Origin of the sequence: Rossellomorea sp. LjRoot5 (assembly GCF_964253455.1) — a bacterium.
GTDB lineage: Bacteria > Bacillota > Bacilli > Bacillales > Bacillaceae_B > Rossellomorea.
This window is the reverse complement of record NZ_CAXUQN020000001.1, coordinates 1,933,264-1,957,587: the sequence shown is the minus strand read 5'-3', so window position 1 is coordinate 1,957,587 and position 24,324 is coordinate 1,933,264. Positions and strand designations below refer to the sequence as shown.

Here is a 24,324-nt window from a genome sequence, read left to right as displayed (position 1 = left end):
CTCTCAAAAATTCGACAAAATTTTCCGAATTGACTAGATATATTAGGTCGATATGTATAAAATAATGGTAAGTTCATCCTATGATGCTACTTTTTGCTTATCTTCAGGAGGGGGAAACGGTGAAAAAGATTAGAGAAAAAAAACTAAAAGCACCAAAAAGAAAGAAAATGAAAAATGAAAGAACTAAAAGGACCTTGGGTATATTCTCTTATTTTCGTACCATAAGGGGAAAAGTCGTCCTGTCATTCGGGCTTTTGACCATTGTTCTGTTGGTCCTCGCGTCTACTTCTTACTTCAATATGATGAAGCTCAAGAAAGAGATCGACACGTTGATTACATATGATATGAAAGTCGACACCAAATTAAAGGATCTTTCAAAAGTATTAAATGATATTGAAATTGGGGAACAAGGCTTCGTTATTACAGGTGCGACAGGCTTTCTTGCACCCTATCAAAATGGAAAAAAAGAAGTGGAAGGTCAACTCAAAGACTTGAATTCGCTCTTGAAAGATGACCCTGAACAGATTGAAAAGATGGGAAAAATTGAAGCCCAATATGGATTCTGGATGCAATTTGTCGATCGGGTGATCGAGACCAGGAAAGATAAAGGTCTCGAAAAGGCTGCGAACCTCGTCGAAACAGGAGTAGGTAAAAAATATCTGGACGGCATCCGTTCATATGTAGATATGATCGTCATCGACCAACAAAAAGATCTGGATGACCGGATCGATTCTCTGACCCGTCAAGTCCAGCTGTCGCAAATCGTCACCATCGGCTTATCGGCATTCGCCGTTCTTTTAGCGGTATTCTTTGGAATCATTTTATCTCATACGATTAAAACCAATACAAAGAAAATCAGTACATCTATTTTAGAGATTGCCAATGCAGGTGGAGATTTAACGAAACGGATCCATGTAAAATCAAAAGATGAGTTGGCTGACCTGGCCTCTGATACGAATCAGCTTATCGCCGGCATTGCCATCCTTGTAAAGAAGGTTTCTGAGATGGCAGAAAACGTATCTGCAAGCAGCCAGGAGCTTCTCGCATCTGCAGAGGAAACATCGCGCACGATTACGTCCATTGCGGAAACATCGAGTGAAATTGCAGCAGGAAGTGACCAGACAACACATCGCATGTCCTCTTCATTAGAGAAAATGAACAGCTTGGAGGAGGCAGCACGCTTCTTATTCAACCAGGCAGAACTTGTCAGACAAACCGCTCGTGATATGAGAGTCGTTGCTGAAAAAGGCGGAAAAACCGTCCACGCCTCTTCAACTAAAATGATGAGCATTGAAGAAACCATGTCCAACACAAGTGAAACCGTTGAAGCATTGGGACAACGTTCAACGCAAATCACCACTATTATTGGAACCATCACTGACATTGCCGAACAAACCAACCTTCTCGCACTGAATGCTGCCATCGAAGCAGCCAGGGCAGGGGAACACGGCAGGGGATTTGCGGTTGTAGCAGATGAAGTCAGAAAGCTTGCTGAACAATCCCGACAGGCTGCCAAGGGTGTAACGGAAATCGTCCACAGCATCCAGGAAGAAGTCAATATCATCATCAAGCAAAACTCTGATGGAGTGAAAGAAGTCATTGCAGGTGTTGAAATCACCAATGAAACCAATGCATCCCTTGAAGACATCCTGAGTCAAACGACGAAAACAACGGTAGTCGTGGATGAAATGGTCGACCATATTCAGGAAACACTGAATCTCAGTCAAGAGGTGGCCACTTCATTTGCCCATGTAAATGAAATTGCAGAAACCACCGCATCAAACACCGAGACCACTGCCGCTGCATCAGAGGAAGGATCTGCTGCCATGGAACAAGTCACTGCTAGTGCATCAGAACTTTCCCAGCAAGCTGAAAAACTGAAAGAGTTAATTTCAAGCTTTAAAATATAATCCAAAAAGAGCTGTCCTTGAGTGACAGCTCTTTTTTTCATCATTATTTTCAAATATCCTTTAAAGGATTAATGTCCGCAGTAACAAACGGCTCCAATAATAATCAACAGGATGAATAACACAACGATCAATGCAAAACCATTACCGCCACAACCGGCAACCGGATAAGCATATCCACCTTGATAACATGGATCACAACCATAACCATAGTTCATACCCATCACTCCTCAAAAAATTTATTTATTTACCTTATACTCTATGTCATTCACCTAGAATGTGTTTGTGCATTTGCCCATTTTATTTGAAGGCACCTTTTTACGAATATATGATGAGGGATATAGTGGTCAATTCGTAAGATCACCCAATATAAAAAGACCGGCATCTTCGCCGGTCTTTCCTCTCTTCACTATTTCGAAGAGATCTCCAATACTTCTTCCTGTCCTGCTGTCACACTGGTCACGTCTTTTTTCACAAGATCTCCCATGTCATCGCCGTTTGTGATGATGATGGGTGTGATGGTGCTTTTCGCTTTTTCTTTTACAAGTTCCAGGTCATACGTTATCAGTGGATCTCCGATACTCACTTTTGAACCTTCTGAGATATGCGCTTCAAACCCTTCACCGTTCATTGAAACCGTTTCAAGTCCGATATGGATCAGGATTTCAGCGCCGTTTTTCGCTTTGATCCCAACTGCGTGTTTCGTCGGGAAAAGCTGCATGACTTCACCGTCTACAGGTGAAACGACTTTTCCTATTGTCGGATCGATTGCGATTCCATCCCCCATCATTTTTTGTGAAAATACAGGGTCCGGCACTTCTTCAAGTGACTTTACGGTACCGGTTAAAGGTGCTACAGCATTGATTGTTTTAGGAGCTTCTTCTTTTTTACCAAAAAGCTTTTTAAGCATCATCATTCACCTTCCTCTTCATATTTTTATATACACATATGTAACTCAAAGTAAACATGAAAAGTCTATTTTAGCACATATGTGAATGTTTTCACAGCGATTCACTATGTTAGAATAATTTCTTGTATACTCCGTAGCCTTCCTCTTCCAATTTGTCGACGGGGACAAACCTGAGTGCCGCCGAATTGATACAATAACGGAGTTTTGTCGGACCGGGTCCATCATTGAACACGTGACCCAGGTGAGAATCGGCTTCTTTGCTTCTTACTTCTGTCCGCACCATAAAGTGACTTCTATCTTCCTTTTCTGAAACTTCCTCATCATCGATGGGTTTGGTGAAACTTGGCCAACCGCAGCCGGCATCATACTTATCCTTCGAGCTGAAAAGAGGCTTCCCCGAGACGACATCGACATAGATGCCCTCTTCAGACGTATTCCAATACTCATTTCTAAACGGCGGCTCCGTCCCATTGTTCTGAGTGACATCATATTGCTCGGGTGTCAGTTTTTTCTTTAGATCATCTTTACTCATTCTTATCCCCCCAATGATTTTCAATAAATGCAACTCTTCCAGATCCCCTGCTGTATCGTTGATAATGCCCCGGGTTCTTTTTGTAATAGTCCTGATGGTATTCTTCTGCAGGATAAAATTCCTTGGCAGGTAGAATCTCTGTGGCGATGGGCTTGGAAAAGATCCCGGACTTCCCCAGTCTTTCCTTCGATTCCCCTGCCAGCCTTTTCTGCTCTTCATCATGGTAAAAAATGACCGTCTTATATGATTGACCCCTGTCAAAGAACTGACCGCCTGGATCCGTCGGGTCGATTTGCTGCCAGAACAGTTCCAATAACTTCTCGTAAGGAAAAACAGATGGGTCATATTCAATTTGAACGGCCTCATAATGACCTGTCGTTTCTGAACATACTTCTTTATAAGATGGATTTGGAACGTGTCCCCCTGTGTATCCGGATGTCACACTGCCAATTCCAGGCTGTTCATCAAATGGTTTTACCATGCACCAAAAACACCCTCCGGCAAACGTGGCTTTTTGATACGCATCAGTTTCTGACATGATCATCATCCTTTCCAAAACATTCCCTTTCACTATTCCCTTTGTATGCGATTTTAACGCATTCCCGATAAAAAGGGAAAGCAAATAGCTTGGAATCGATCCTCACCTTGACTAAAAAAGAGTGCCCAAAGGGTCACTCTTCTAAGTCCTTTATTTAAGCTTTCTCTGCTTCCCGATACTTTTCCACTTCTTTCGTTCCAAAGATTCTAACCGCTTATTTCCCCGTCTTTCCATATAAGCGATTTCCCTTTGGAGCTTCTGATAGTGTTCGAGCCTCTCCTCTGAAAGGCTTCCTTCTTCAATGGCCATGCGAATCCCGCAGCCTGGTTCATCTTCGTGTTGGCAGTCATTGAATCGGCAGTGAAGGGATAATTCCTCAATGTCGTTATATTGCGTGGACAATCCTTCCTGCCCCTGCCATAACTGGATTTCTCTCATCCCCGGTGTATCAATGATGGCAGCACCATTTTCTAACAGGAACAGTTCCCGATGGGTCGTTGTATGGCGGCCCTTATCATCGGATTCCCTGATTTCCTTTGTCTTCTGGACGTCATATCCTACAAGCAGATTGGTCAGTGTGGATTTCCCCACCCCTGAAGAACCGACGAGGGCGACGGTTTGCCCTTTAGCTAAATAAGGCATCAGGTCCTCGATCCCTTCTCGACTGACGGCGCTTATGGTAACGACTTTCACCCCAAGCAAAGTATTCTCCACTTCTATTTTCTTTTCTTCTAGATCGGAACACGTATCCGATTTTGTCAGGACGATGACAGGATTCGCTCCGCTTTCCCAGCATAGAAGTAAATAGCGCTCCATACGTTTACTATTAAGATCATCATTTAGTGAAGATAGGATGAAGACTGTGTCGATATTTGCAGCAATGATTTGTTCTTCTGCTTCATTTCCTGCTTTTTTCCTTGAAAATTTACTCGTCCGGGGCAGCACTCTTTCAATGACCGCCCCTTTTTTGCTTAAAAGTACCCAGTCACCTACGGCGGGTAGGTCTTCGCGCTGAACGGTGTCAAACCTGAGTTTCCCTGAAATCTTACTTAACACTTCCCCTGTTCTTGTCATGACCATAAAGGCACCCCTTTGTTCAGTCACAACCCTTCCCAATATAAAGCCTTCTTCTGTCAGATGGTTCATCATTTCAAAAACTGTTTCTTTAGTATTCAACTTGTTTCCTCCCAAAATAAAAAATCCGTTGCGTGGTTCGACACGTCAACGGATTTTTCACGATAGAAGAAATGAAAAAAATCAAAGAATCCCGTTTAAAGTGAGTTGACGTGCAGAACCGATATAATACGTATTTACATTAGCCTTTTGCTCAATTAATGATAGGTTCATATGACATCACCCACTTTCTCAATTAGTACTTTCATTATCCAATATTTTCATAAGGATTGCAAGCTATATTTCTGATTTTTATAAAAATAGGTGTTTTCACCATTTTTTCTCCCCGGCATATTCTATTGTGTTAATACTGTTAAGGGAGAGATACGGATGAGCCAACATGATTATTTGACGAAAGCTGCGATGTATGACTTGTTATCCGGTTATTATAAATATTCTGATCCGTCCATGCACGTTCATTACTACCAGAAACATCTTAAATATATGAGGCTTGCCATGCAGGCGCAGCGAGCTGACATGACAACCTCCACTCAGCCTTCGTATGTCCGTGTATTACATGCGGTCCCTGATGCACCGAATGTAGATGTATATGTAAACGGAAACCGTGTATTACGGGATGTAGCCTTTAAAGATGTGAGCGATTATTTAACATTGCCGGCCGGGAAATATCATATTGATGTATATCCTGCAGGTACAAGTGTGACAACGGTCATTAGTAAAAAAGTAAAAATCGATCCAGGAAAGATTTACACCCTTGCAGCTGTCGGGACACTTAATAAAATGCAATTACTTCCTTATCTGGATGATCCAACAGTGCCTAGTGGAGAAACAAAGGTGAAATTCATTCATCTTTCCCCTGATGCCCCTGCAGTTGATATAGCTGTGAAAGGCGGGGATGTCATATTCCCGGATATATCCTTTAAACAAGCGACCGATTATCTTGGGTTGACTCCAATGACCGTCAATCTCGAGGCGAGGGTCGCCGGAAGTAAAAACAGTGTACTGAGCGTCCCGAATGTGAAGCTGAGCCCTAATCAGGCCTACACGATCGTTGCCTTGGGATTAGCCAATGGAACACCGGAACTGGAAGCCATACTATTGAAAGGATAAAAATTTACCATACAAAAAAGGTGACTCCATCAGGAAGCCACCTTTTTCTTATTGTGCGCGGTCGACAGGGACGAGTAATCTGAATGAAATATTATCTTCTTTCAAATCGAATTCTTTTGCCCGTACTTCCACATCACTCTTCAGTTTCATGTCTTGGAGTGAGACGTAAATCAATTCATCATTGGGTTGAATCTTTACCCAGTCCGGGAAATTATAAGAATCTCTGATCACTTTCAGTACATAGTTGACCGGGAGATTCAGTGAACCTACTGAAATGGATTTTTGTTTTAACAGAATATCCCCATTGTCCAATGCCTTCGGTTCGAAATTCAATTTAAAGTCCAAATCTGAAGTAAAGACAGGGACCGATCCAAGGAGTTCAACATCATCCTTCAGCTGAACATCGTAATCCACCGGCCCTTTCATCCCTTCTTCTTCAATATAATGTTCAATAATAAGATTTAAATCTTTCTTGTTGGTCTCTACATTAAATCCTACTTGTTGATCTGTATTTTTGTTGTCGTCAGGCAGTGCATCATCCTTTACAGGCATAAAGATCATGGACACAATGATGACGAATCCCAAAATGATCATACCTAAAAGGACAAAGAACCCTACCTTCCATTTGTTCTTCATGACGGCTGCTCCTCTTCCTCAACAGAATCTTTTCTATCTGTCAATGTAGCTAATGTTTCCCCTTTTGCAAGATCCGTAAACATTCGGTCTGCGATCAATTTATACCCTTCATCATTTGGATGAAAGTAGTCTTCATACAATAGAGTATCTCCTGCATCAATAAATAAGTCCTCAATTTTCACGAATAACGTCTTATCATAACCCGTCAGTACCTGTATGCTTGCTTCATTCCAATTGTGAATCACCTGATTGACTTCATCAATATCCGAAAACCAAGTATTAAAAGGATTATACAGACCGACCAGGACAATGCCTGCATCGGGGTTATAACTTCTGATCGTTTCAATGATCTCTTGTAACCGGAGTTGATATTGACGTTTCTCCTCCTGGAATACCTCTAACTTCAAGTGTGATAAATTTTCACGAAAAATTTTCATAACATCGTTTCCGCCGATAGTGATCATCACTAAATCAGACTCCTCAATGGAAGACTTCACATCTTCCTTCTTTAGTCTTTTCAATAATTGATCGGTACGGTTTCCCCTGACTCCGTAGTTATGAAACTGGGCATCCTTTACACCATCTAATGATTCAAGGCTTTTTTCCAAATAAGGAACATACCCACCACTTTTCGTACTGTCACCGACACCTTGAGTCAATGAATCTCCTATTGAAACCACCTTCAGGTTCTTCGGTATAAATGTTTCATTGGGACTTTCTTTATCCCAGTTGGATACTTCCCTTGTAATGTGATCAGCAGCATCTTCTAACGAACACCCTGCCAGGAAAAAAACAAAAGCGAGCATGAGAATGGACATTTTTTTCATATGTGTCACCTCGCTTACTCTTTTAATTATTATATCACGGTTCTTTACCTGTAAAACATTAATACACTCATCAATCGGTCATCCTCATTCCTGACGGCTTGGTCCTGATTGTAAAGTGGAGAATACTTCCTTAATAAATTGTCCGTAATGGAATTGTTTTGCAATTTTATGAATCCGCCATGGTTCTTTATCCGTTGACTTCCTAAAATCCCCGATACTTTGGCCAAACGTACAACCCGTATTGACAGCAACCCGTATCGGGACTTCCTCGAATATCATCTTCCCGCCATCAGCAAGGGCCCACATAGCCACTAAATCATGCAGAGGACTTCCAGTAATATCTGGATAGGTCTTCTTATAAAACCCGTAATAATAATCAACCATTGGTTTAATAATCTGGCCAACCTTATCATTTGATTTCAGATAAAATTCATGGAGTTGATCGATCATTTGGGGGGTTATGAGTGCATACATTGTAACATCCAATGGAACGAGGTGAATTTTCTTCGGGGCAAGCTGGATCAGGATATTCGCAGCATAAGGATCTCCATAGAAATTGGCTTCTGCGGTCGGGGTGACATTTCCAGGAACATTGAAAGCCCCTCCCATCACATAAAATTCTTTCACTTTCTTCATCGTTTCAGGATATAAAATAAAGGCGGTTGCCAATGAGGTTAATCGACCTGCACAATAGATATAGAGCTCCCCTGAATATTGATTAATTAGTTCCTTGATTTGATAGAAATTTTCACTTATATCCGAAGGGTTGAATTCAATTTCACCAGGTATGATCGGTCCGAGACCAGCCACACCATGAACTTCCGGATAGAACTTCGGCCGGGTACCCGTCAAGGCAGAGACCGCACCACCGATAACCGGGATATCTGTTATCCCCGTAATGCTTTGCAGGTATTTTACATTTTTCAATGCGGATTCTCTGGAAACATTCCCGTAGTCCGAAACAATCCCAACGATTTCAATCGTATCGCTATAGTAAGCATACAGTACTGCGACGATATCATCGATTCCAAAATCTGAAATCACTAACACTTTTTTTTTATCAGACAAGCACATACACTTCCCTTCATCAAACATCCTCTATATTAAGGAGGAAATGCTGTCGTTCCCCATTCTATTTGTGCCTTTCTTGCCTATTATATTTCTATGATATGTTGGATGTAGTTATGAGGTGGCAATAATATTCATAAAATCAACCATAACCGGGACGAACCCGTTATGGTTACCATGGTACAATACGAATATATCTAAAATGAAAGGTGATTGGAATGAAGAAAAATGTCTTTTTGTATTTCACATGTTTGATTGGTTTATTAGGGTTCCTTGCCGGTTGTTCCAGTGATCAGAATGAAGATACGCACAAGGATCATACTGCGGCTAACGGGGACATTAGGGAAGAAACCGCTTCTGTCGAGACCCTTCCTTCTTTTCTTGACGATAAGGATGACAATATGAAACTCATCTATTCCTCCGCAGCTAAAAACCCTGAGCTTCTAAAATATATTCCTTGTTATTGCGGATGCGGGGATTCAGCCGGGCACGAAAGCAACCTGAATTGCTTTGTTTATAAAACGGAGGGTGACAAAGTGGTGTGGGACGACCACGGTACCAGATGTGAGCTTTGCTTGAAAATCGCAGCTGAATCCATCGTAAAATATAAGAATGGTGATTCCATTAAACAAATCAGAACATTTATAGATGAACAGTATAAAGAAGGATACGCAAAGCCCACCCCTACTCCGATGCCTTCATGATACCAGGCAGCAGGTTTTCCTGCTGTCTTTTTCATAAAAAAAAGACGAAAGGATTGATTCCCCTTCGTCTTTTGTTCATTAGTCTGTGTAATACATGAAACCGATGGCCCCGATACCTGTATGAGTGCTGATGATAGGCGTTGTCGGAGCGATCTCGATTTGATCGTATCCAGTTTTCTCTATGATCTTGGCTTTCAGATTTTGAGCCAGATTCATTCCATCTGCATGGACGAGTCCAACCCCCCGTATGGTCTTTCCTTTCACGTCATCTACAAATTGTGTAGTTAAATACTTCACTACCTGTGAGTGACTTCGAACCTTCGCAACCGGAGTATACTCTGCTCCTTCCAATGATGCGATCGGCTTGATATTGAGCAGGGAACCGATCATGGCACGCCCTTTCCCGATTCTCCCACCTTTCACAAGGTTTTCAAGGGTGTCTACCACGACAAACAATTTTGTATTGGAACGGATCTCTTCGATGGCTGCAAGGATTTCTTCCATAGACCTTCCTTCTTGAGCAAGTTTGGCGGCTTCAATCACCTGAAAGGCCAATCCTTTTGAAATGAAACGTGAATCCACAACCGTCACATCTGCTGTCGACATGTCTGCAGCAGACTCTGCCGATCGAACGGTCCCACTCATATTACCGGTCATATGTATGGATAAAACGCGTGATCCATCATTACCTAATTTATCATACAGTTCAACAAATGACCCTGCAGGCGGTTGAGAGCTTTTTGGTAATTCTTTCGAAGCCTTCATTTTTTCTAAAAAGCTTAAAGGTGAAAGATCTACTCTATCTAAGTATGTTTCCCCATCAATTGAAATGGACAGAGGAACCACATGAATATCCAATTCTTTTACGACTTCATCAGATAAATCAACTGTCGAATCTGTTACAATCTTAATTTTGGTCAATTTTGCCACATCCTATCTCCCATCTCATAAGTATTATATCGTTAATCGCTGAGGATTTAAATAGATAGCAAGCATTTAACTCATTAGCCAATTGGATCGATGAATAAATGTCGGAATATACCCCAAATAGAATGGAAGTCATACAAAAAGGTCTGATCCAAGGGCATCTCTATGCCTTTAGGATCAGAGCCAAGTAAAGCTTATGCATTATTCTTTAACTCTTCTGATTGATAAATTTCTTCGTACTCTGACCATTTCGTCGTTCTCTTTAAATGTTCTCTAAAGCTGAAGATGGTCTTAGGCTCATTATGATTCACCACTTTAGTGATAAATTGATGAAGCCTAAGATTTACCCTTAGGTAGAGAGGGCTGTCTTTCTTCAATACAGGAACTTCTGAGATTTTGACCTTCCGTCCATACTTTGATTTGAACTCGATGGTTTTTGTCAGCAAAGTATCAATCCTCTTTTTCACCCGTTTATTCTTCTATTATACCCTATTTATAACCGCATAAAATGTCTAATCATGCGAAAGTGCCAAAATTTTTATACTCCTGTTGAAACCGGGACTAAACATTCTGCTGTATCATGTTTGGGGGAGTTCACGACACTGGATACCTGGTACCCTTTCATCCATTCATCAGGGATTGGCTTTAAAACGGAAGCAGCTTGATCAAACGAGTATTCCTCTGTGTTGAGCCATTTCTCGATATCCTCGCTGTTTGTAAGCATCACTGGCATTCTTTCATGAACATCTCCCACCAGGGAATTCGCTTCGGTAGTCAGAATGGTCGAGGTGGTGACCTCTCCATTCCTGTCCCATAACCCGGCAAATACAAATGGCTTTCCTTCATTCAATTGGAACCTTACAGGAATATTCCCTGATTCATCCTTCTTCCATTCATAAAAACCATCGGCAAAGATCACCATCCTCCTTGAATGCACAAGGGATTTAAAACTGGGTTTGACAAGGAGCGTTTCACTACGGGCATTGATCAATGGTTTCCAGTTAGAGGAATTAGCCCAATGGGGAACAAGCCCCCAAGTGATTTCACCCGCTCTCCGCTTCCCCTTGTGAGAAATAAGGGAAAGGACGTTCTGAGATGGAGCGATATTGTATCTCGGCTGCCAATCTTCAAGGTATTCATCAATCAAATAGTGTTTTACCAATTCTTCTAAAGGGGTCGTCAAAGAAAATCTTCCGCACATATTTGCCACCTCGTCATCGTTTCTTTACTTAGGAATATACATCATTCTGCACCGGAATCCAACCATTACACTTTACTCCTTTACTATGTTGATGATTGCACAATAGCTTAAAGAGGATTATCATGAATATATGCAAATCGTTAAGCGATCAATCAGACGATCGTAGAAAGGATGAAAACACTTTGACATATGATTTCGATTTTTCCAATTGGAAAGAAGAAGTTGCGAATGCCATCACCCATGGTATCGGATTGATTCTCAGCATTCCGGCATTAGTGATGTTAATCATTTTTGCCGTTCATGAAGGATCTGCCTGGCACATTGTCAGCTTCTCGATATTCGGGACTTCCATGATTCTTCTTTACTTATTTTCGACACTCTTGCACAGCTTTAAGCCCTCAAAGGTGAAAAATCTATTTGCGATCTTGGATCATTCGGCCATTTATGTCCTTATTGCTGGAACGTATACGCCATTTATGCTTGTCAGTGTGAGAGGTGCATTAGGATGGACTTTATTTGGGATTGTGTGGGGACTTGCCTTAGTGGGGATTGTGTTCAAGTGTTATTTTGTTCAACGCTATCAGGTGGTATCCACCCTATTCTATCTTGTGATGGGCTGGCTCGTAATCATTGCGATTAAACCTTTATACGCTAGTTTGACAGGGGCAGGATTCGGGCTTCTCTTAACAGGAGGGATCATGTACTCCGTCGGTGCTGTCTTCTACGTGTGGAACAAACTTCCTTATAATCACGCCATCTGGCACCTGTTCGTCCTTGCCGGAAGCGGTTTTATGTATTTCTGTATCTTGTTCTATGTGTAAGATTCGACCCATAATAAAAGTCCAGCCACTGGCTGGACTTTTATTATCTCTCTTATTTTCTTACATAGATCTTAAATTCGTAGTCGTAAGGATTTTTTTCATCCTTTATCCCTTTTTCAGAAGAAATGCAGGTAAACTCTTCCCAGGGGATGCGGGGCATGTTCGTATCCCCTTCGAATTCATGATGGATCTGTGTAACATATAGTCTTTCTACATGGGGGACGAACTGTTTATATATTTCTCTTCCACCCATGATAAAGATTTCTCCGCCTTTTTCTTTAGACCACTCCACAATTTCCTCTACAGAATGCATGACAAGGCATCCTTCTTGTTGAAATGTTGTATTTCTGGTCAAAATGACATTTTCACGATTAGGCAATGGCTTACCGATGGAATCGAATGTCTTTCTCCCCATTACGATTGCATGTCCGTTCGTCGTCTTCTTGAAGAATTTCAGATCCTCAGGCAGTCTCCAAGGCAGTCCATTATCTTTCCCGATCAGCTGGTTCTGATCCATCGCCCATATAAACGAAATCATACACTCACGACTCCTTTGATATGCGGATGGGGATCGTATCCTTCAAGTTTGAAATCTTCGAAGCTGAAACCGAAGATGTCTTTGACTTCGGGATTGATCGTTAGCGTCGGCAGTGGTTTCGGATCCCTTGATAGTTGTAACTTTACTTGATCAAGGTGATTTTGATAGATATGCACGTCGCCGAATGTATGAACGAACTCCCCTGCCTCTAAATCACAAGCCTGTGCCACCATCATCGTTAGTAGAGCATACGATGCAATATTAAAGGGAACTCCAAGGAATACATCGGCAGATCGTTGGTATAACTGACAGGATAATTTACCATCTGCCACGTAGAATTGGAACAGGCAGTGACAAGGAGGCAAAGCCATATGATCCACATCAGCTACATTCCAAGCGCTCACGATCATTCGTCTTGAATCAGGATTATTCTTGATCGTGTCGATTAGGTTCGAGATCTGGTCGATGGTTTCTCCATTTGCACCGGACCATGACCGCCATTGATGCCCGTATACAGGTCCCAATTCACCGTTTTCATCAGCCCACTCATTCCAGATGCGTACCCCGTTCTCCTGAAGATAAGCTACATTCGTATCTCCTTTTAAGAACCAGAGGAGTTCATGAATGATCGATTTCACATGCAGTTTTTTCGTTGTAACGAGAGGGAATCCTTCCTGTAAATCAAAACGCATCTGATATCCGAACGTACTGATCGTCCCTGTTCCCGTCCGATCCTCTTTCTTTGTCCCATATTCCAGCACATGTTTGCACAAGTCTAAATACTGCTTCACAGTGACCACACCTTTTACTAGTTTATAGTTCTTTAAAAAATCGATATGTTGCGGGTGCCTTTTGCTTAAGTAGATTCCTAGTTTCGGGATTCAAATAGTACATAGCAAATGTTTCAGCAAAATATTCTTCTTTGTATTGAAGGAAATACTCTTCATCAGGGAAAACCCGTGGTGCTTCCCTTTTCCAGAGGGGTAAGAATTTCAGCTCATAATACAGGTCCGTTAAGACGTACCGATCAATGCTGTGGGCGAACTCATGAAGTTCCAGATTATATGAGTTGTGCCCTTTTCCTTTCCCGCTATGACCGATCTTTACTAATACAAGCTTTGAACCACCTATCCCAGGGACATCATCCCACGTAATACTTTTATTAGTGTACCCTCTCGGGGTGACTCCTTTCAAGTGACTTGTCGTAGAAAAATCGGTTAATTTGTTTTGGAATAATCGAATTTTGATATCCTGCGATTCGGCGGACTCCAACAGCGATGTAGGAATATGATCCAGTCTTTTGATCATTTCACCGGCCTCTTCTTGATCAAACGTTGATTCTGGTAAGAGGATCATATTTTCAAGCTGATTACTGGATTGAAGGTTTACTTGCGTTTTAAGGGGCGAGTGTTTTAGGAGGGTACCGTCGTAATTAGCATTTGTGTGGGTCCAGACAATCACAAGAGTTACTGTAATCAGAAGGATGATGAAGGTGCGTTTCACTTTAATCCCTCCTTTTTCTTATGATGCAACAGGGATGCATTTATTACTATTTTATCATAATGATAGACCCGATTTCAGAGAGTATTATTTCCATTTCTTAAAAATGAGCAAAAAAACAAGCACGCTCATCCACGCACTTGTTTTATCTGTTTTGATATATGGTAGATCAGGACACGCTCATCCATTGAGGAGGAGTGTTTTTATCCCAGAAAATGCTTCCGAGTTCATGATGTGCCTGGAATTGGTCATGTACCGTATGGTAGTGAAAGTTGAAATAATATCCATCTTTTGGTGGATGGTCTTTTCTTACATGAAAACGAATGATATCTTCACCCGAACGCTCATCATAGATATGAAAGATCTTTTCTGTTTTAGCATACTGAGGTACTTCTGAAATGGTAAGGGACGTTAAGTCTTCTTCCGGAAATTGAGCTGCTGTATCCGCTATCGCAATTTCAATCTTTGGAAGGATTAACGATCTGAATTCGTCCTCTATGACAGGCTTGATCTTGGTCCCGAATTTTTCATATGCATTTTTTTCTGCTTGTACCAGCATCGTTTCTATAAATACATCATAGGTTAGGGCAGCCTCTTCTTCTCTTGTTTCCTCTGGAGTCGACTCCACGGTGGAAGGCTTGCCATTATTCTTTGCAAGGGCATGATTTTCTTCATTCAGGAAGGCTTGTGATGGTGAAACAAGTCCAAATGTCAGGATTGATAATAAGATAAAAAACGATTTCTTGAGCCAGATCGACATAGATAACGTCCTTTCCTATGTATTACGTCTATTATTATACTACTTCTTACGATTAAAAAGTGAAAAAGGTTTCATTTTTTTGTAGGATATAAAAATCTTTATGTGGTAGTATATTAATGAGGATACTTTGTAAGGAGGATAACTAGATGGATACTGGAATTATGATCAATATCGGATACATACTTCTGTTAGGTTATTTTATTGTACTGGGATTCACTGATTAATATTTATGAGATTAGACAGGCGATGGATGCCTGTCTATTTTATTGATTGTTTACGTAAACATGGTAGCATTTTGATGAAGCGAGTAGTGGTTGATTTCCGCTCCAGGTGCTCGCTTTCCGCGGGGCTGGCGGTGAGCCTCCTCGGCTTCAAGTGGTGTCCTACCCTTGTCCAGCTCCGGCAGCTAGCCCCTCGAGGTCATAAGCTAAATGGTCCAAGAAGGCAAAAAACGCCTTCTTAGGCCCATTCATCTTATGCTTGTCGGGGCTGAACAAGCCGCCTCCGCTTTTCAATGTTTCCCGCAGGAGTCGAGCACCTTCCGCTCCAATCAACTGTCAAAGCATAAGAATTTTACTTTAAAGAAGTGTCAGGGTTGTTCACATCCAACTCATTATCTAATGGTTGTACTGACTGATTGTAGCTTATAAACTAATGCTCTTTATCTACACTGTTTTTATGTACCAATTAGCTCTGTCAAAATATACTCTTCACACTCCAGCACACATTCAATGACAGAGCATTTGCAAATCATAGAATGTGTAAAAATCACAACTATCTATGCCAACAAAGCCATTTATAACCGGATGACTCCAAAGTGAAATTTGGCTGATGGCCTTTTTATTACTTCAAAGCCCATTTCTTCGAATAGGGGTGATTGATAGTGTTCTTTTAATACGACCCGCTTTTTGGCCACTCTTTTCGCTTCTTCTATTCCTTCTTTTGTAACGCCGGTATAGCTTGCCCATTGTCTGATGGGATTGATTCCATGGGAGTCGGTCAATGCTTCTTCAAACATCGGATCGATGTACACGACGTCGAATGCGTCATTCCTGAATTTCTTTAGTTCTTCATAAAAATGTCCATTGAGAACGTTTATACGTTTCATGGCCCGATTTAACGCAGGAAGCGGAGAGTTCCATTTCTGAAGTCCATGATGAACGATATGGGCAATGTATTTATTCGCTTCAATCCCTGTTACCGACCCTTCCTCCCCTACGATATGACTCGCAATAATACTATCTGAAGCAAGTCCAAGGGTGCAGTCCAGAAAGCTCATGCCTTCCTTAAGGTCCGCCGCTTCTATGAGTGGATCCTTCTCCCCCCTCATAAGCCTCTTGATCCGGAAAGATGCGGAATTTGGATGGAAAAAGAATGGCTCTCCCTTCCCTTCCCGCGTATGAAGTTCCAGCCGCTCTTTCCCGATGACGAGGCAGTCCCCATCAGCTTTTTCCATATGGTGACGGATCGATCTTTTTCCCCTGGGTATATATGGTATAGAAAGGAGATCGGAGGCCTTATGCGCTTTATCTATTACGTTCTGATTGGTTCTTCCACAAGTGGTGACAAACACGTTAGTGATTCTCCTTTAGATATTCGTTTTTCTATCATCTTTTCATTATCCTACCACAAAAAAAGAGCGGGTGACTCTGTCACCCGCTCTTTTTTGATGAACTGCTAGCAGTTTTGATTAAACGCAGTCACCAGATTTGAAATAATGGAAGAAATATCGTGATCTTCAATTTCTTCCCTGGGGATAAAGTGAACGACCTTGTTTCCTTTAAGCAAAGCCATGGATGGAGAGGAAGGCTCATAACCGTCGAAGTATTCTCTCATCTTGGCAGTCGCTTCTTTGTCCTGTCCTGCAAAAACCGTAACAAGATGGTCAGGGGTCTTATCGTTATTCATGACGGATTGAGTGGCAGCAGGACGTGCTAGACCAGCTGCACACCCGCAAACAGAATTAACGACAACGAGGGTCGTTCCTTCCGTTTTTTCCATGAAATTCACGACTTCCTCTTCTGTACCAAGCTCTTTAAACCCTGCTTGCGTCAATTCCTGCCTCATCGGCGTAACCAACTGTCTCATATATTCTTCATATGCCATAGACATGCATAATCAATCCTTTCCTGTTTATTGTTGACGTGCTTCCGTCATCTGTTTCCAAACCGATCCTTTTGCTTCTTCGCCGCCCTCAATTCGTTCGATGGCCATTTTCACTTGAAGCTTCACTTCAAATTCAGGGTCATTTTCCGCCTCTTTTAAACCAGGCAAGGCAGATTCATCACCGACTTCATAAAGAAACATGGCCGCGCGCCATCTAACCAGCTTACTCTTATCCTTTAAGGCTGCAATCATTTCCGGGATCGCCGCTCGAAATCCCAGATCAGAAAGACAGTCACCCGCCGTCCTTCTCACTGTTACGGACCTATCACGCAATCCCTTGTACAACAGTGGAAGGACTCTTTCATCTTCTATCATTCCAAGGTACACAACGGCTAATCTGCGGATCGATACTTTCTCGTCCTCGAGCGCTTTCTGAAGTAGAGGTAAGTCACCCAATGCAGGATCCTCCATCGCATCCAGTTTCTGATACCTGGTTTCCCATTCCGGCGCTTCAAAATCCTCGACGGTCACCTTTTGCTTTTTCTTATAAATGAGGGGTCCCTTGGCATCGGTTGTTTCCTGTGCTTCCACGATAAGCCTGGAAAGTCTTTCAGAAGGATAGGCTGCAACTAATTCTTCCGTCACGTCGCTGCCGATCTCATCAAGATCACCGTAACGGATGCCATAATCTTTCCACTTTCTAAGAAGGACGACATTATCCCCCTCTTTTTGAGCCTGACCAAGCGCTTCAAGGAATGAAGAAGGCAGGGAAAAACGTTTTTCTTGTTCCCCATCTGTCACTTTTACTTGCATCGGAATTCCTTTGAACATCTGCACACTGACATTCACTTCACCAAAATGTTCCTCCATGTGGGCTCCCGTTTCCCCATCAGCTGTATCTTCACCGAATGCTTTTCGCACCTGTGGCAAAAGCTCTTGCCAATCGAATTTAGCATTCCGTTCGACGGCCAGGAAGTCGGCAACATGGTATACACCTTTAACACCTTCAATGGCTAAGATCTCTTTGATGACGGGAGGAGCCCCCTCCGCTTCATCTTTTTTATAATTGTTGCTCTTCCCGGCCTTCATTTCCTGATCGAGAAGAACTTTCATCGTATTCGGACTTGGAGTAGGTTCAATTGATACGATCCTCAAGATTGTTACCCCTTTCTCTAAACAGTTCATTTACCTTCCATTTTAACACAGTATTCTTGTTGTCTTAAGAAAAGAGACTTATTCGGCAAATTCTGAGAGATAGGTCCACCTCTCAATGAGCCTTTCCAGTTCTTCATTTAGCTTTTCACTTTCATTCATCAACTCTTGTGCCCGTTCGAAATTGCTGCCGACTTTTTGGAGCTCGGCATCCGCTTTTTCTATTTTTGCTTCAATGTCTGTCATCTTATCTTCAATCTCATCCCACTCTCTTTTCTCCATATAAGAGAGCCTTTTTTTCTCTTTCTCCTTCACTTCTCTAACAGGGACTGGTTCTTTCATTGAATCCGTCAGCTGCTTCTTACTTAAAGCTTCACTCTTCTCAAGATACTCTGTATATTCCCCGTAATAGAAATCGATCTGACCGTCCCCATTGAATATTAACAACTGATCTGCTGTCTTATCCAAGAAGTATCGGTCGTGGGAAACAGTGATCACTACACCTGAAAATTCATTGATATAATCTTCAAGCACTGTCAGGGTTTCTGTGTCTAAGTCGTTGGTAGGCTCATCCAGCAGAAGGACGTTTGGTTTTGACATTAATAGTTTCAGCAGGAAGAGTCTTCGTTTTTCACCGCCGGACAGTTTTCGGATCAATGTCCCATGGGTGCTCATTGGAAAAAGGAATCTTTCGAGCATGGACGTAACGGAAACTTGCTCTCCCTTATCCGTGGTAATGTACTCACCCTCTTCTCTTAGATATTCAATCATTCTCATATTCTCATCCAATTCTTCATGCCCCTGGGTATAGTAGGCGATCTTGACGGTCTGCCCTTTGATCAATTCCCCACTTGTCAGATCATCCGTTCCTGCAAGGAGATTAAGGAAGGTTGATTTTCCGCTCCCGTTTTTCCCTACTATCCCGATTCGGTCTTTAGGCTTGATCAGGAATGAGAATTCGTTTAGTATTCGCTTGTCTTCAAAGTGTTTTGACGCGCCCTTGAACTCATACACCTGCTTGCCTAAACGATTTCCCCCAATCGACATATCTACTTGTCCATTGGAAGGACCGGACGACATTGTATCTTCCAGGTGTTCGAATCGCTGGATACGGGCCTTTTGTTTCGTGGTCCGGGCTTTAGCTCCCCTTCTCATCCATGCAAGCTCTCTCCGGTAAAGATTCTGCTGTTTTTCGGATAATTGGCGTTCCACTTCTTCACGAGAAGCTTTGGCTTCAATAAAAGAAGCATAATTCCCTTTATAGGCATATAGGCTGCCTCCATCCAATTCAAAGATCCGATTTGTCACTTTGTCGAGGAAATACCGGTCATGTGTCACGAGTAACACTGATCCGTTATATTTCCCCAAATAGTCCTCCAGCCACTTGATGGACTGAAAATCCAGATGGTTGGTCGGTTCATCCAATATAAGCAAGTCCGGAGTTTCAATAAGGACCCCTGCCAGTGCCACCCGCTTCTTTTGCCCGCCGGATAGTTCATTCATCTTCTTCCCGAAATCCTGAATGCCAAGCTTCGTTAATATGGCTTTAGCATTTGCACTTGCGTCCCAGGCATTGAGGAGATCCATTACCTTTTGTGCCTCGAATAATTCATCTTGTACCTTTGGACTTTCCGGGTTCTTCTCCATCTCTATTAGCACCGTTTCATAGTTTCTCATAGCCTGGATGATCTTCGCTTCTCCCCGGAATACTTGTTGAAGCACGGTTAATTCCCCATCAAATGCGGGTTCCTGTTGAAGATAGGAAATATGATAGTCGTTAGGCCTTGAAAGCTCACCGGTATCATATTCTTCCATTCCTGCAATCAGCTTCAACAGACTTGATTTACCTGTACCGTTCACTCCGATCAGTCCGACTCTTTCCTTCTCCGTAATGGAAAAGGATATATCTTTAAACAGAGTCTTCTCCCCATAGGTTTTGGAAAGATTCTCAGCTGTTAACATTCTCATTCTTGACCAGTCCATTCTTTATTAAATTGCTCTAGAAACCGGAGCATGAACTCATGGCGTTCTTCCGCCAACATCCTGCCGGTTGCCGTGCACATTAAATCTTTCAACTTCAGTAATTTTTCGTGAAAATGATGGATACTGGAGCTATCCCCATTTCTGTATTCCTCTAAGGTCATGTGTTCCCTCACATGAAAATGAGGGTTATACATCGCTCTGTCTTTCCTGCCTCCATAAGCAAATGTCCTGGCGATGCCGATCGCCCCGATGGCATCAAGGCGATCGGCGTCCCTGACGATTTTCGCTTCAATGGTAGTCAATTCCGCTTCATGACCACCTTTATACGAGATGGAATAGATGATCGATTCCAGTGACTCTCTTTCATATTCGTTGAGTGTGAGATTCGTCAGGATATGATCCAGCTTTTTTTTTCCTTCTTCTTCGTTTACGAATTTCTCGTCCGGCACATCGTGAAGCAGTGCTGCAAGCTCAATGATATACGTATGGGAAACCTGCTCTCTTTCTGCAATTCTAAGAGCCTGTTTTCTCACTCGATCTAAATGATACCAATCATGTCCGGTTGATTCACCTATGTACTCTTGTTTTAAATAGTCTATTACTTGGTCCAGCTCTTTACGTTCCATATTTCCACCTTCTCTTCCATTGTACCAAATGATGTTCTACTTTCAGAATAAAAAGGAGTGGATGCCTGAATCTACACATCACTCCTTTTTTGGTTTTTTAATTTTTTTCTGAAAACCAGCTTATACCGATTGTGTTTTCACCGGCATGTACACCGATCACTGCCCCGAGGGGATAGGCTCCAAATTGAATTTCAGGATAAGCTTGTCTCAGCTGATCCATCCATTCTAAAGCATCCTCCCGATTTAACCCGTGTAATACAGATACTTTCCTTATACTCCTATTTGTGAGAGCGAGATCCAACTGATGGCTCATGCTGATTATGCCTTTTTTTATGCTCCTTACCTTGTCTTCCACTTTAAGCTTACCATCTTCAATGGAAAGCATGGGCTTTATCTTCAGGACGCTCCCCAGAAAGAATGATAAACCGCCCATCCTTCCGCTTTTATGTAGCTGTTCCAAGCTCCCAACCATCACATACGTCTCACATGAGTTGATTCTTTCTTCAATCGCTTCTTTTATCTGAAGGGGATCTTTTCCTTCCTTCGATAAGCGTTGACCGTACTCAATCAATTCTGTCAAAGGATTGGAGAGGATCTTTGAATCAATGCAACTAATATTCGGAGTGGTGTCCTTCAGTAGTTCCGCAGCCTGATAAGCAGACGAAAAAGTCCCGCTGAAATGTGACGAAACATGGATGGAGAAAATATGGTCATAGTCCCTTGACAGTTGTTCGAATAATTCCTTAAACCTGCCGATTGAAGGCTGAGAGGTTTTCACTTCCACCTTTTCGTTCCTTAATTTAGCGAACAATTCTTCAGGGGACAGGTCAATGCCGTCCATATACTCCTTCTCCCCGAACAGGATGCTCATGGGAACAACATAGATGTCGTTTTCCCCACTCCCCGATTGATTTGGAACAAAAGCAGTACTATCTGTTACCCATGCTATTCTCATGAAAAATTCCCCTTTTTTCTATTTATATGAGCTCAACTTAGGACTAGAAGTCCTTTCGGTCCAGTTGTTTCAATGTGTCTACAGAGAATGATATCATCTGTAATACATCATCGACCATTTCTTCCGTAATCACCCGATTGAAGGATAAGATCCCCTCATATGAGGTCGGTTTAACGGAGGACTTCACTTCTTTCCACTCCCAGTGTTTATCTTTTCCCCAGGCTTCTTCTAGGATCTCCATATGACGTTGAAGTTTTTCATCACCTTTATAGACGATGAGTATATCCGCTCCCGCCGTATTCTTTTCAGTCATCATCTTTCTTTCTGCCAGGAAATGTCCCATATCCGCCTTCAGATGAAATTCGATTGAAAGCGTTTTTTTGTAAGGAAGTGAATAATGAATTTGATAACAGCGCTCATAATGAGCAAAATCAAACAAATCCTTCCGATCGAGTATCTGAATATCCCCTGTTAAGTCAAGATCGTAGACTGCTCCTTCAAAGATAACCTTCAAGTTATCAAATGCTGTAGGGTCAAACATCTTCGCCACTCCTTTCCATCATTCATCTTTAAAACAGTCCGGCTGCCCTGCCGTCTTCATCTACATCCATTCCGAACGCTGCCGGTTTTTTCGGCAATCCGGGCATCGTCATGACTTCTCCCGTCAAAGCAACGATGAAGCCTGCTCCGATCTTTGGCTTCAGTTCGCGAATCGTGATGGTGAAATTCTCAGGACGGCCGAGTTTTGAGGGGTCATCAGAGAGGGAGTACTGCGTCTTGGCCATACAGATCGGGAGAACGCCCCAGCCTCGCGATTCGAATTCTTCCAACTGTTTTCTCGCTTTGACCGTATACTCCACTCCACTTGCGCCATATACTTTTTTGGCTATGGTGTCAATTTTCTTTTGCAGGGAATCTGACAGCTCATAAAGGGGAGAGAATTCCTTTTTATTCCCTTCTATCTCCTCTAAGACCTTCTGTGCTAAATCGATTCCACCTTCTCCGCCTTTAGCCCATACATCAGTTAATGAAACCTTTTTATTCTGGTTTTCACACCACTTGATCAAGGCATCGATTTCATGGTCACTGTCTGTTACGAACCTGTTGATGGCAATGACAAATGGAACATTGAATTGTTCCAGGGTTTCCATATGCTTCTTCAGATTGGACAATCCTTTTTCCAGGGCCGGAAGATTTTCTTTTTGAAGTTCCTCTTTCGACTGGCCTCCATGCATTTTCAAGGCTCGGATGGTGGCAACCAGAACTACGGCATCGGGAAATTTACCTGCAGCACGGGACTTGATATTCAGGAATTTTTCTGCTCCTAAATCTGCCCCGAATCCGGATTCAGTCACCACATAATCAGCAAGCTTCAAAGCTGTTTTCGTCGCCATGACACTATTGCAGCCGTGAGCTATATTGGCAAACGGACCGCCGTGAATGAGAGCAGGGGAATGCTCGATCGTCTGGACGAGGTTAGGCTTGAGTGCATCCTTCAGCAATAACGTCAGAGCCCCTTCCACACCGAGATCCCGGACGGTCACCGGTTGTTTTAACCAGTTATAGGCGACGACCATCTGAGCGAGCCTTTTTCTTAATTCTCCGATACTCTGGGATAGACAGAGAACAGCCATGATTTCAGACGCTACAGAGATATCAAATCCGTCTTCCCGCGGAATCCCCTGTACGGGTCCGCCCAAACCAACGATGATTTGGCGGAGGGAACGATCATTCATATCAATCGAACGTTTCCATACCACTCTTCTTTGATCGATATTCAATTCATTTCCTTGATGAATATGATTATCCAACAAGGCAGCAAGGGCATTATTGGCTGTAGAAATGGCATGGATATCACCTGTGAAGTGGAGGTTAATGTCCTCCATGGGCAGCACTTGTGAATGACCGCCCCCTGTTGCTCCCCCTTTGATCCCCATCGTCGGTCCCAGGGAAGGCTCCCTCATGGCAATGATGGTCTCTTTATTTAATCGGTTCAAAGCATCCCCGAGTCCCACTGTCACCGTAGACTTTCCTTCACCTGCAGGCGTTGGATTGATCGATGTAACCAGGATTAATTTCCCCTGTGAATGGTCTTTCAGTTTATGTATCGCATCAAAGGATATCTTTCCTTTGTATTTGCCGTAAAGTTCCACGTCATCTTCTGTCAGGCCGATTTTTTTAGCAATCTCCACGATCGGAAGTAATGTGGATTGTTGAGCTATCTCAATATCTGATAATATTTTTTTCTTTATTGTAGTCATGGAAGTTCACCCTCTCAGCTTCAAATTTAGAGTCACCGCAGCTTGTTTCTTTCTATTGTATCTTTATTTTACACTATAAATGAATACTTTTGCTCTTCTCTCGCTACCTATCTCCAACGTGGCCATCC

General features: G+C 42.5%; 27 protein-coding genes. 4 read left to right on the top strand and 23 right to left on the bottom strand.

The genetic code is table 11. The annotated features are described in order from the left end of the window. The first annotated feature begins 119 nt into the window (after positions 1–119). Positions 120–1,910: a methyl-accepting chemotaxis protein gene (locus ACSQ2E_RS10055; protein ID WP_435990396.1), complete on the top strand. Its 1,791-nt coding sequence runs from the start codon at positions 120–122 to the stop codon at positions 1,908–1,910. A 68-nt stretch (positions 1,911–1,978) separates the two neighbouring features. Here ACSQ2E_RS10055 and ACSQ2E_RS10050 read toward each other — a convergent pair whose 3' ends face one another. From ACSQ2E_RS10050 to rsgA, 5 genes are all read right to left on the bottom strand, one after another. Then, complete coding sequence (locus tag ACSQ2E_RS10050; protein WP_082386316.1) at positions 1,979–2,125, bottom strand: YjcZ family sporulation protein; 147 nt, start codon at positions 2,123–2,125, stop codon at positions 1,979–1,981. Positions 2,126–2,316: 191 nt separating this feature from the next. After that, positions 2,317–2,817, bottom strand: coding sequence for a PTS sugar transporter subunit IIA (locus ACSQ2E_RS10045; RefSeq protein WP_098441832.1), 501 nt, complete (start codon positions 2,815–2,817; stop codon positions 2,317–2,319). 109 nt (positions 2,818–2,926) lie between these two features. Beyond that, on the bottom strand, positions 2,927–3,349 hold the full coding sequence (gene msrB / locus ACSQ2E_RS10040) for a peptide-methionine (R)-S-oxide reductase MsrB (protein ID WP_435990395.1): 423 nt from the start codon (positions 3,347–3,349) through the stop codon (positions 2,927–2,929). Next, complete coding sequence (gene msrA / locus ACSQ2E_RS10035) at positions 3,342–3,887, bottom strand: peptide-methionine (S)-S-oxide reductase MsrA (RefSeq protein WP_435990394.1); 546 nt, start codon at positions 3,885–3,887, stop codon at positions 3,342–3,344. The genes msrB and msrA overlap by 8 nt, the downstream gene beginning before the upstream one ends. A gap of 150 nt (positions 3,888–4,037) precedes the next feature. Beyond that, complete coding sequence (gene rsgA / locus ACSQ2E_RS10030) at positions 4,038–5,063, bottom strand: ribosome small subunit-dependent GTPase A (RefSeq protein ID WP_435990393.1); 1,026 nt, start codon at positions 5,061–5,063, stop codon at positions 4,038–4,040. Positions 5,064–5,390: 327 nt separating this feature from the next. Between rsgA and ACSQ2E_RS10025 the strand changes: the two genes are divergently transcribed. Beyond that, positions 5,391–6,131, top strand: coding sequence for a DUF4397 domain-containing protein (locus ACSQ2E_RS10025; protein ID WP_435990392.1), 741 nt, complete (start codon positions 5,391–5,393; stop codon positions 6,129–6,131). 48 nt (positions 6,132–6,179) lie between these two features. On the opposite strand, the gene ACSQ2E_RS10020 is transcribed toward ACSQ2E_RS10025, so the two are convergent. The 3 genes from ACSQ2E_RS10020 to ACSQ2E_RS10010 all read right to left on the bottom strand — a co-directional run bounded on the left by ACSQ2E_RS10020 (position 6,180) and on the right by ACSQ2E_RS10010 (position 8,662). Further along, positions 6,180–6,767, bottom strand: a complete 588-nt coding sequence (locus ACSQ2E_RS10020; RefSeq protein WP_435990391.1) for a YpmS family protein — start codon at positions 6,765–6,767, stop codon at positions 6,180–6,182. After that, positions 6,764–7,594, bottom strand: a complete 831-nt coding sequence (locus ACSQ2E_RS10015; RefSeq protein ID WP_435990390.1) for an SGNH/GDSL hydrolase family protein — start codon at positions 7,592–7,594, stop codon at positions 6,764–6,766. The genes ACSQ2E_RS10020 and ACSQ2E_RS10015 overlap by 4 nt, the downstream gene beginning before the upstream one ends. 84 nt (positions 7,595–7,678) lie before the next feature. After that, positions 7,679–8,662 carry a nucleoside hydrolase gene (locus ACSQ2E_RS10010; protein WP_435990389.1) on the bottom strand — a complete coding sequence of 328 codons (984 nt, stop codon included), beginning with the start codon at positions 8,660–8,662 and terminating at the stop codon, positions 7,679–7,681. 218 nt (positions 8,663–8,880) lie between these two features. Between ACSQ2E_RS10010 and ACSQ2E_RS10005 the strand changes: the two genes are divergently transcribed. Further along, entirely contained in the window at positions 8,881–9,366 is a 486-nt protein-coding gene (locus ACSQ2E_RS10005) for a PCYCGC motif-containing (lipo)protein (RefSeq protein WP_435990388.1), read from the top strand. Between the two features lie 78 nt (positions 9,367–9,444). Here ACSQ2E_RS10005 and ACSQ2E_RS10000 read toward each other — a convergent pair whose 3' ends face one another. From ACSQ2E_RS10000 to ACSQ2E_RS09990, 3 genes are all read right to left on the bottom strand, one after another. After that, complete coding sequence (locus ACSQ2E_RS10000; RefSeq protein ID WP_435990387.1) at positions 9,445–10,287, bottom strand: DegV family protein; 843 nt, start codon at positions 10,285–10,287, stop codon at positions 9,445–9,447. A gap of 200 nt (positions 10,288–10,487) precedes the next feature. Beyond that, positions 10,488–10,760, bottom strand: coding sequence for a DUF2535 family protein (locus ACSQ2E_RS09995; RefSeq protein WP_435990386.1), 273 nt, complete (start codon positions 10,758–10,760; stop codon positions 10,488–10,490). A gap of 71 nt (positions 10,761–10,831) precedes the next feature. Continuing rightward, positions 10,832–11,494 carry an SOS response-associated peptidase gene (locus ACSQ2E_RS09990; protein WP_435990385.1) on the bottom strand — a complete coding sequence of 221 codons (663 nt, stop codon included), beginning with the start codon at positions 11,492–11,494 and terminating at the stop codon, positions 10,832–10,834. A 122-nt stretch (positions 11,495–11,616) separates the two neighbouring features. On the opposite strand from ACSQ2E_RS09990, the gene trhA reads away from it, so the two are divergent. Beyond that, positions 11,617–12,315: a PAQR family membrane homeostasis protein TrhA gene (gene trhA / locus ACSQ2E_RS09985; protein WP_435990384.1), complete on the top strand. Its 699-nt coding sequence runs from the start codon at positions 11,617–11,619 to the stop codon at positions 12,313–12,315. A 52-nt stretch (positions 12,316–12,367) separates the two neighbouring features. Here the strand turns inward: trhA and ACSQ2E_RS09980 are convergent, their stop codons facing one another. The 12 genes from ACSQ2E_RS09980 to ACSQ2E_RS09925 all read right to left on the bottom strand — a co-directional run bounded on the left by ACSQ2E_RS09980 (position 12,368) and on the right by ACSQ2E_RS09925 (position 24,196). After that, positions 12,368–12,853 carry a dihydrofolate reductase gene (locus tag ACSQ2E_RS09980; RefSeq protein WP_435990383.1) on the bottom strand — a complete coding sequence of 162 codons (486 nt, stop codon included), beginning with the start codon at positions 12,851–12,853 and terminating at the stop codon, positions 12,368–12,370. After that, a complete protein-coding gene (locus ACSQ2E_RS09975; RefSeq protein WP_435990382.1) occupies positions 12,850–13,644 on the bottom strand; it encodes a thymidylate synthase in 795 nt (264 codons plus the stop codon). The genes ACSQ2E_RS09980 and ACSQ2E_RS09975 overlap by 4 nt, the downstream gene beginning before the upstream one ends. Before the next feature lie 22 nt (positions 13,645–13,666). Then, positions 13,667–14,356: an anthrax toxin lethal factor-related metalloendopeptidase gene (locus ACSQ2E_RS09970; protein WP_435990381.1), complete on the bottom strand. Its 690-nt coding sequence runs from the start codon at positions 14,354–14,356 to the stop codon at positions 13,667–13,669. 166 nt (positions 14,357–14,522) lie between these two features. After that, positions 14,523–15,113, bottom strand: a complete 591-nt coding sequence (locus tag ACSQ2E_RS09965; protein WP_435990380.1) for a YpjP family protein — start codon at positions 15,111–15,113, stop codon at positions 14,523–14,525. A 796-nt stretch (positions 15,114–15,909) separates the two neighbouring features. Next, positions 15,910–16,686 (bottom strand): class I SAM-dependent methyltransferase, encoded by a 777-nt coding sequence (locus ACSQ2E_RS09960; RefSeq protein ID WP_435990379.1) that lies wholly within the window; start codon positions 16,684–16,686, stop codon positions 15,910–15,912. 104 nt (positions 16,687–16,790) lie between these two features. Beyond that, positions 16,791–17,225, bottom strand: a complete 435-nt coding sequence (locus tag ACSQ2E_RS09955) for a BrxA/BrxB family bacilliredoxin (RefSeq protein ID WP_435990378.1) — start codon at positions 17,223–17,225, stop codon at positions 16,791–16,793. 21 nt (positions 17,226–17,246) lie between these two features. Next, the gene (locus tag ACSQ2E_RS09950; protein ID WP_435990377.1) at positions 17,247–18,374 is read right to left on the bottom strand and encodes a conserved virulence factor C family protein; all 1,128 of its coding nucleotides are present in this window, start codon (positions 18,372–18,374) and stop codon (positions 17,247–17,249) included. Positions 18,375–18,452: 78 nt separating this feature from the next. Then, the gene (locus tag ACSQ2E_RS09945; protein ID WP_435990376.1) at positions 18,453–20,339 is read right to left on the bottom strand and encodes an ABC-F family ATP-binding cassette domain-containing protein; all 1,887 of its coding nucleotides are present in this window, start codon (positions 20,337–20,339) and stop codon (positions 18,453–18,455) included. After that, the gene (locus ACSQ2E_RS09940) at positions 20,336–20,980 is read right to left on the bottom strand and encodes an HD domain-containing protein (RefSeq protein ID WP_435990375.1); all 645 of its coding nucleotides are present in this window, start codon (positions 20,978–20,980) and stop codon (positions 20,336–20,338) included. Before ACSQ2E_RS09940 ends, ACSQ2E_RS09945 begins: the two co-directional genes overlap by 4 nt. A 97-nt stretch (positions 20,981–21,077) precedes the next feature. Beyond that, positions 21,078–21,935, bottom strand: a complete 858-nt coding sequence (locus ACSQ2E_RS09935) for a DegV family protein (RefSeq protein WP_435990374.1) — start codon at positions 21,933–21,935, stop codon at positions 21,078–21,080. Between the two features lie 43 nt (positions 21,936–21,978). Further along, on the bottom strand, positions 21,979–22,476 hold the full coding sequence (locus ACSQ2E_RS09930; protein WP_435990373.1) for a hypothetical protein: 498 nt from the start codon (positions 22,474–22,476) through the stop codon (positions 21,979–21,981). 28 nt (positions 22,477–22,504) lie between these two features. Continuing rightward, a complete protein-coding gene (locus ACSQ2E_RS09925; RefSeq protein WP_435990372.1) occupies positions 22,505–24,196 on the bottom strand; it encodes a formate--tetrahydrofolate ligase in 1,692 nt (563 codons plus the stop codon). Positions 24,197–24,324 lie beyond the last annotated feature (128 nt).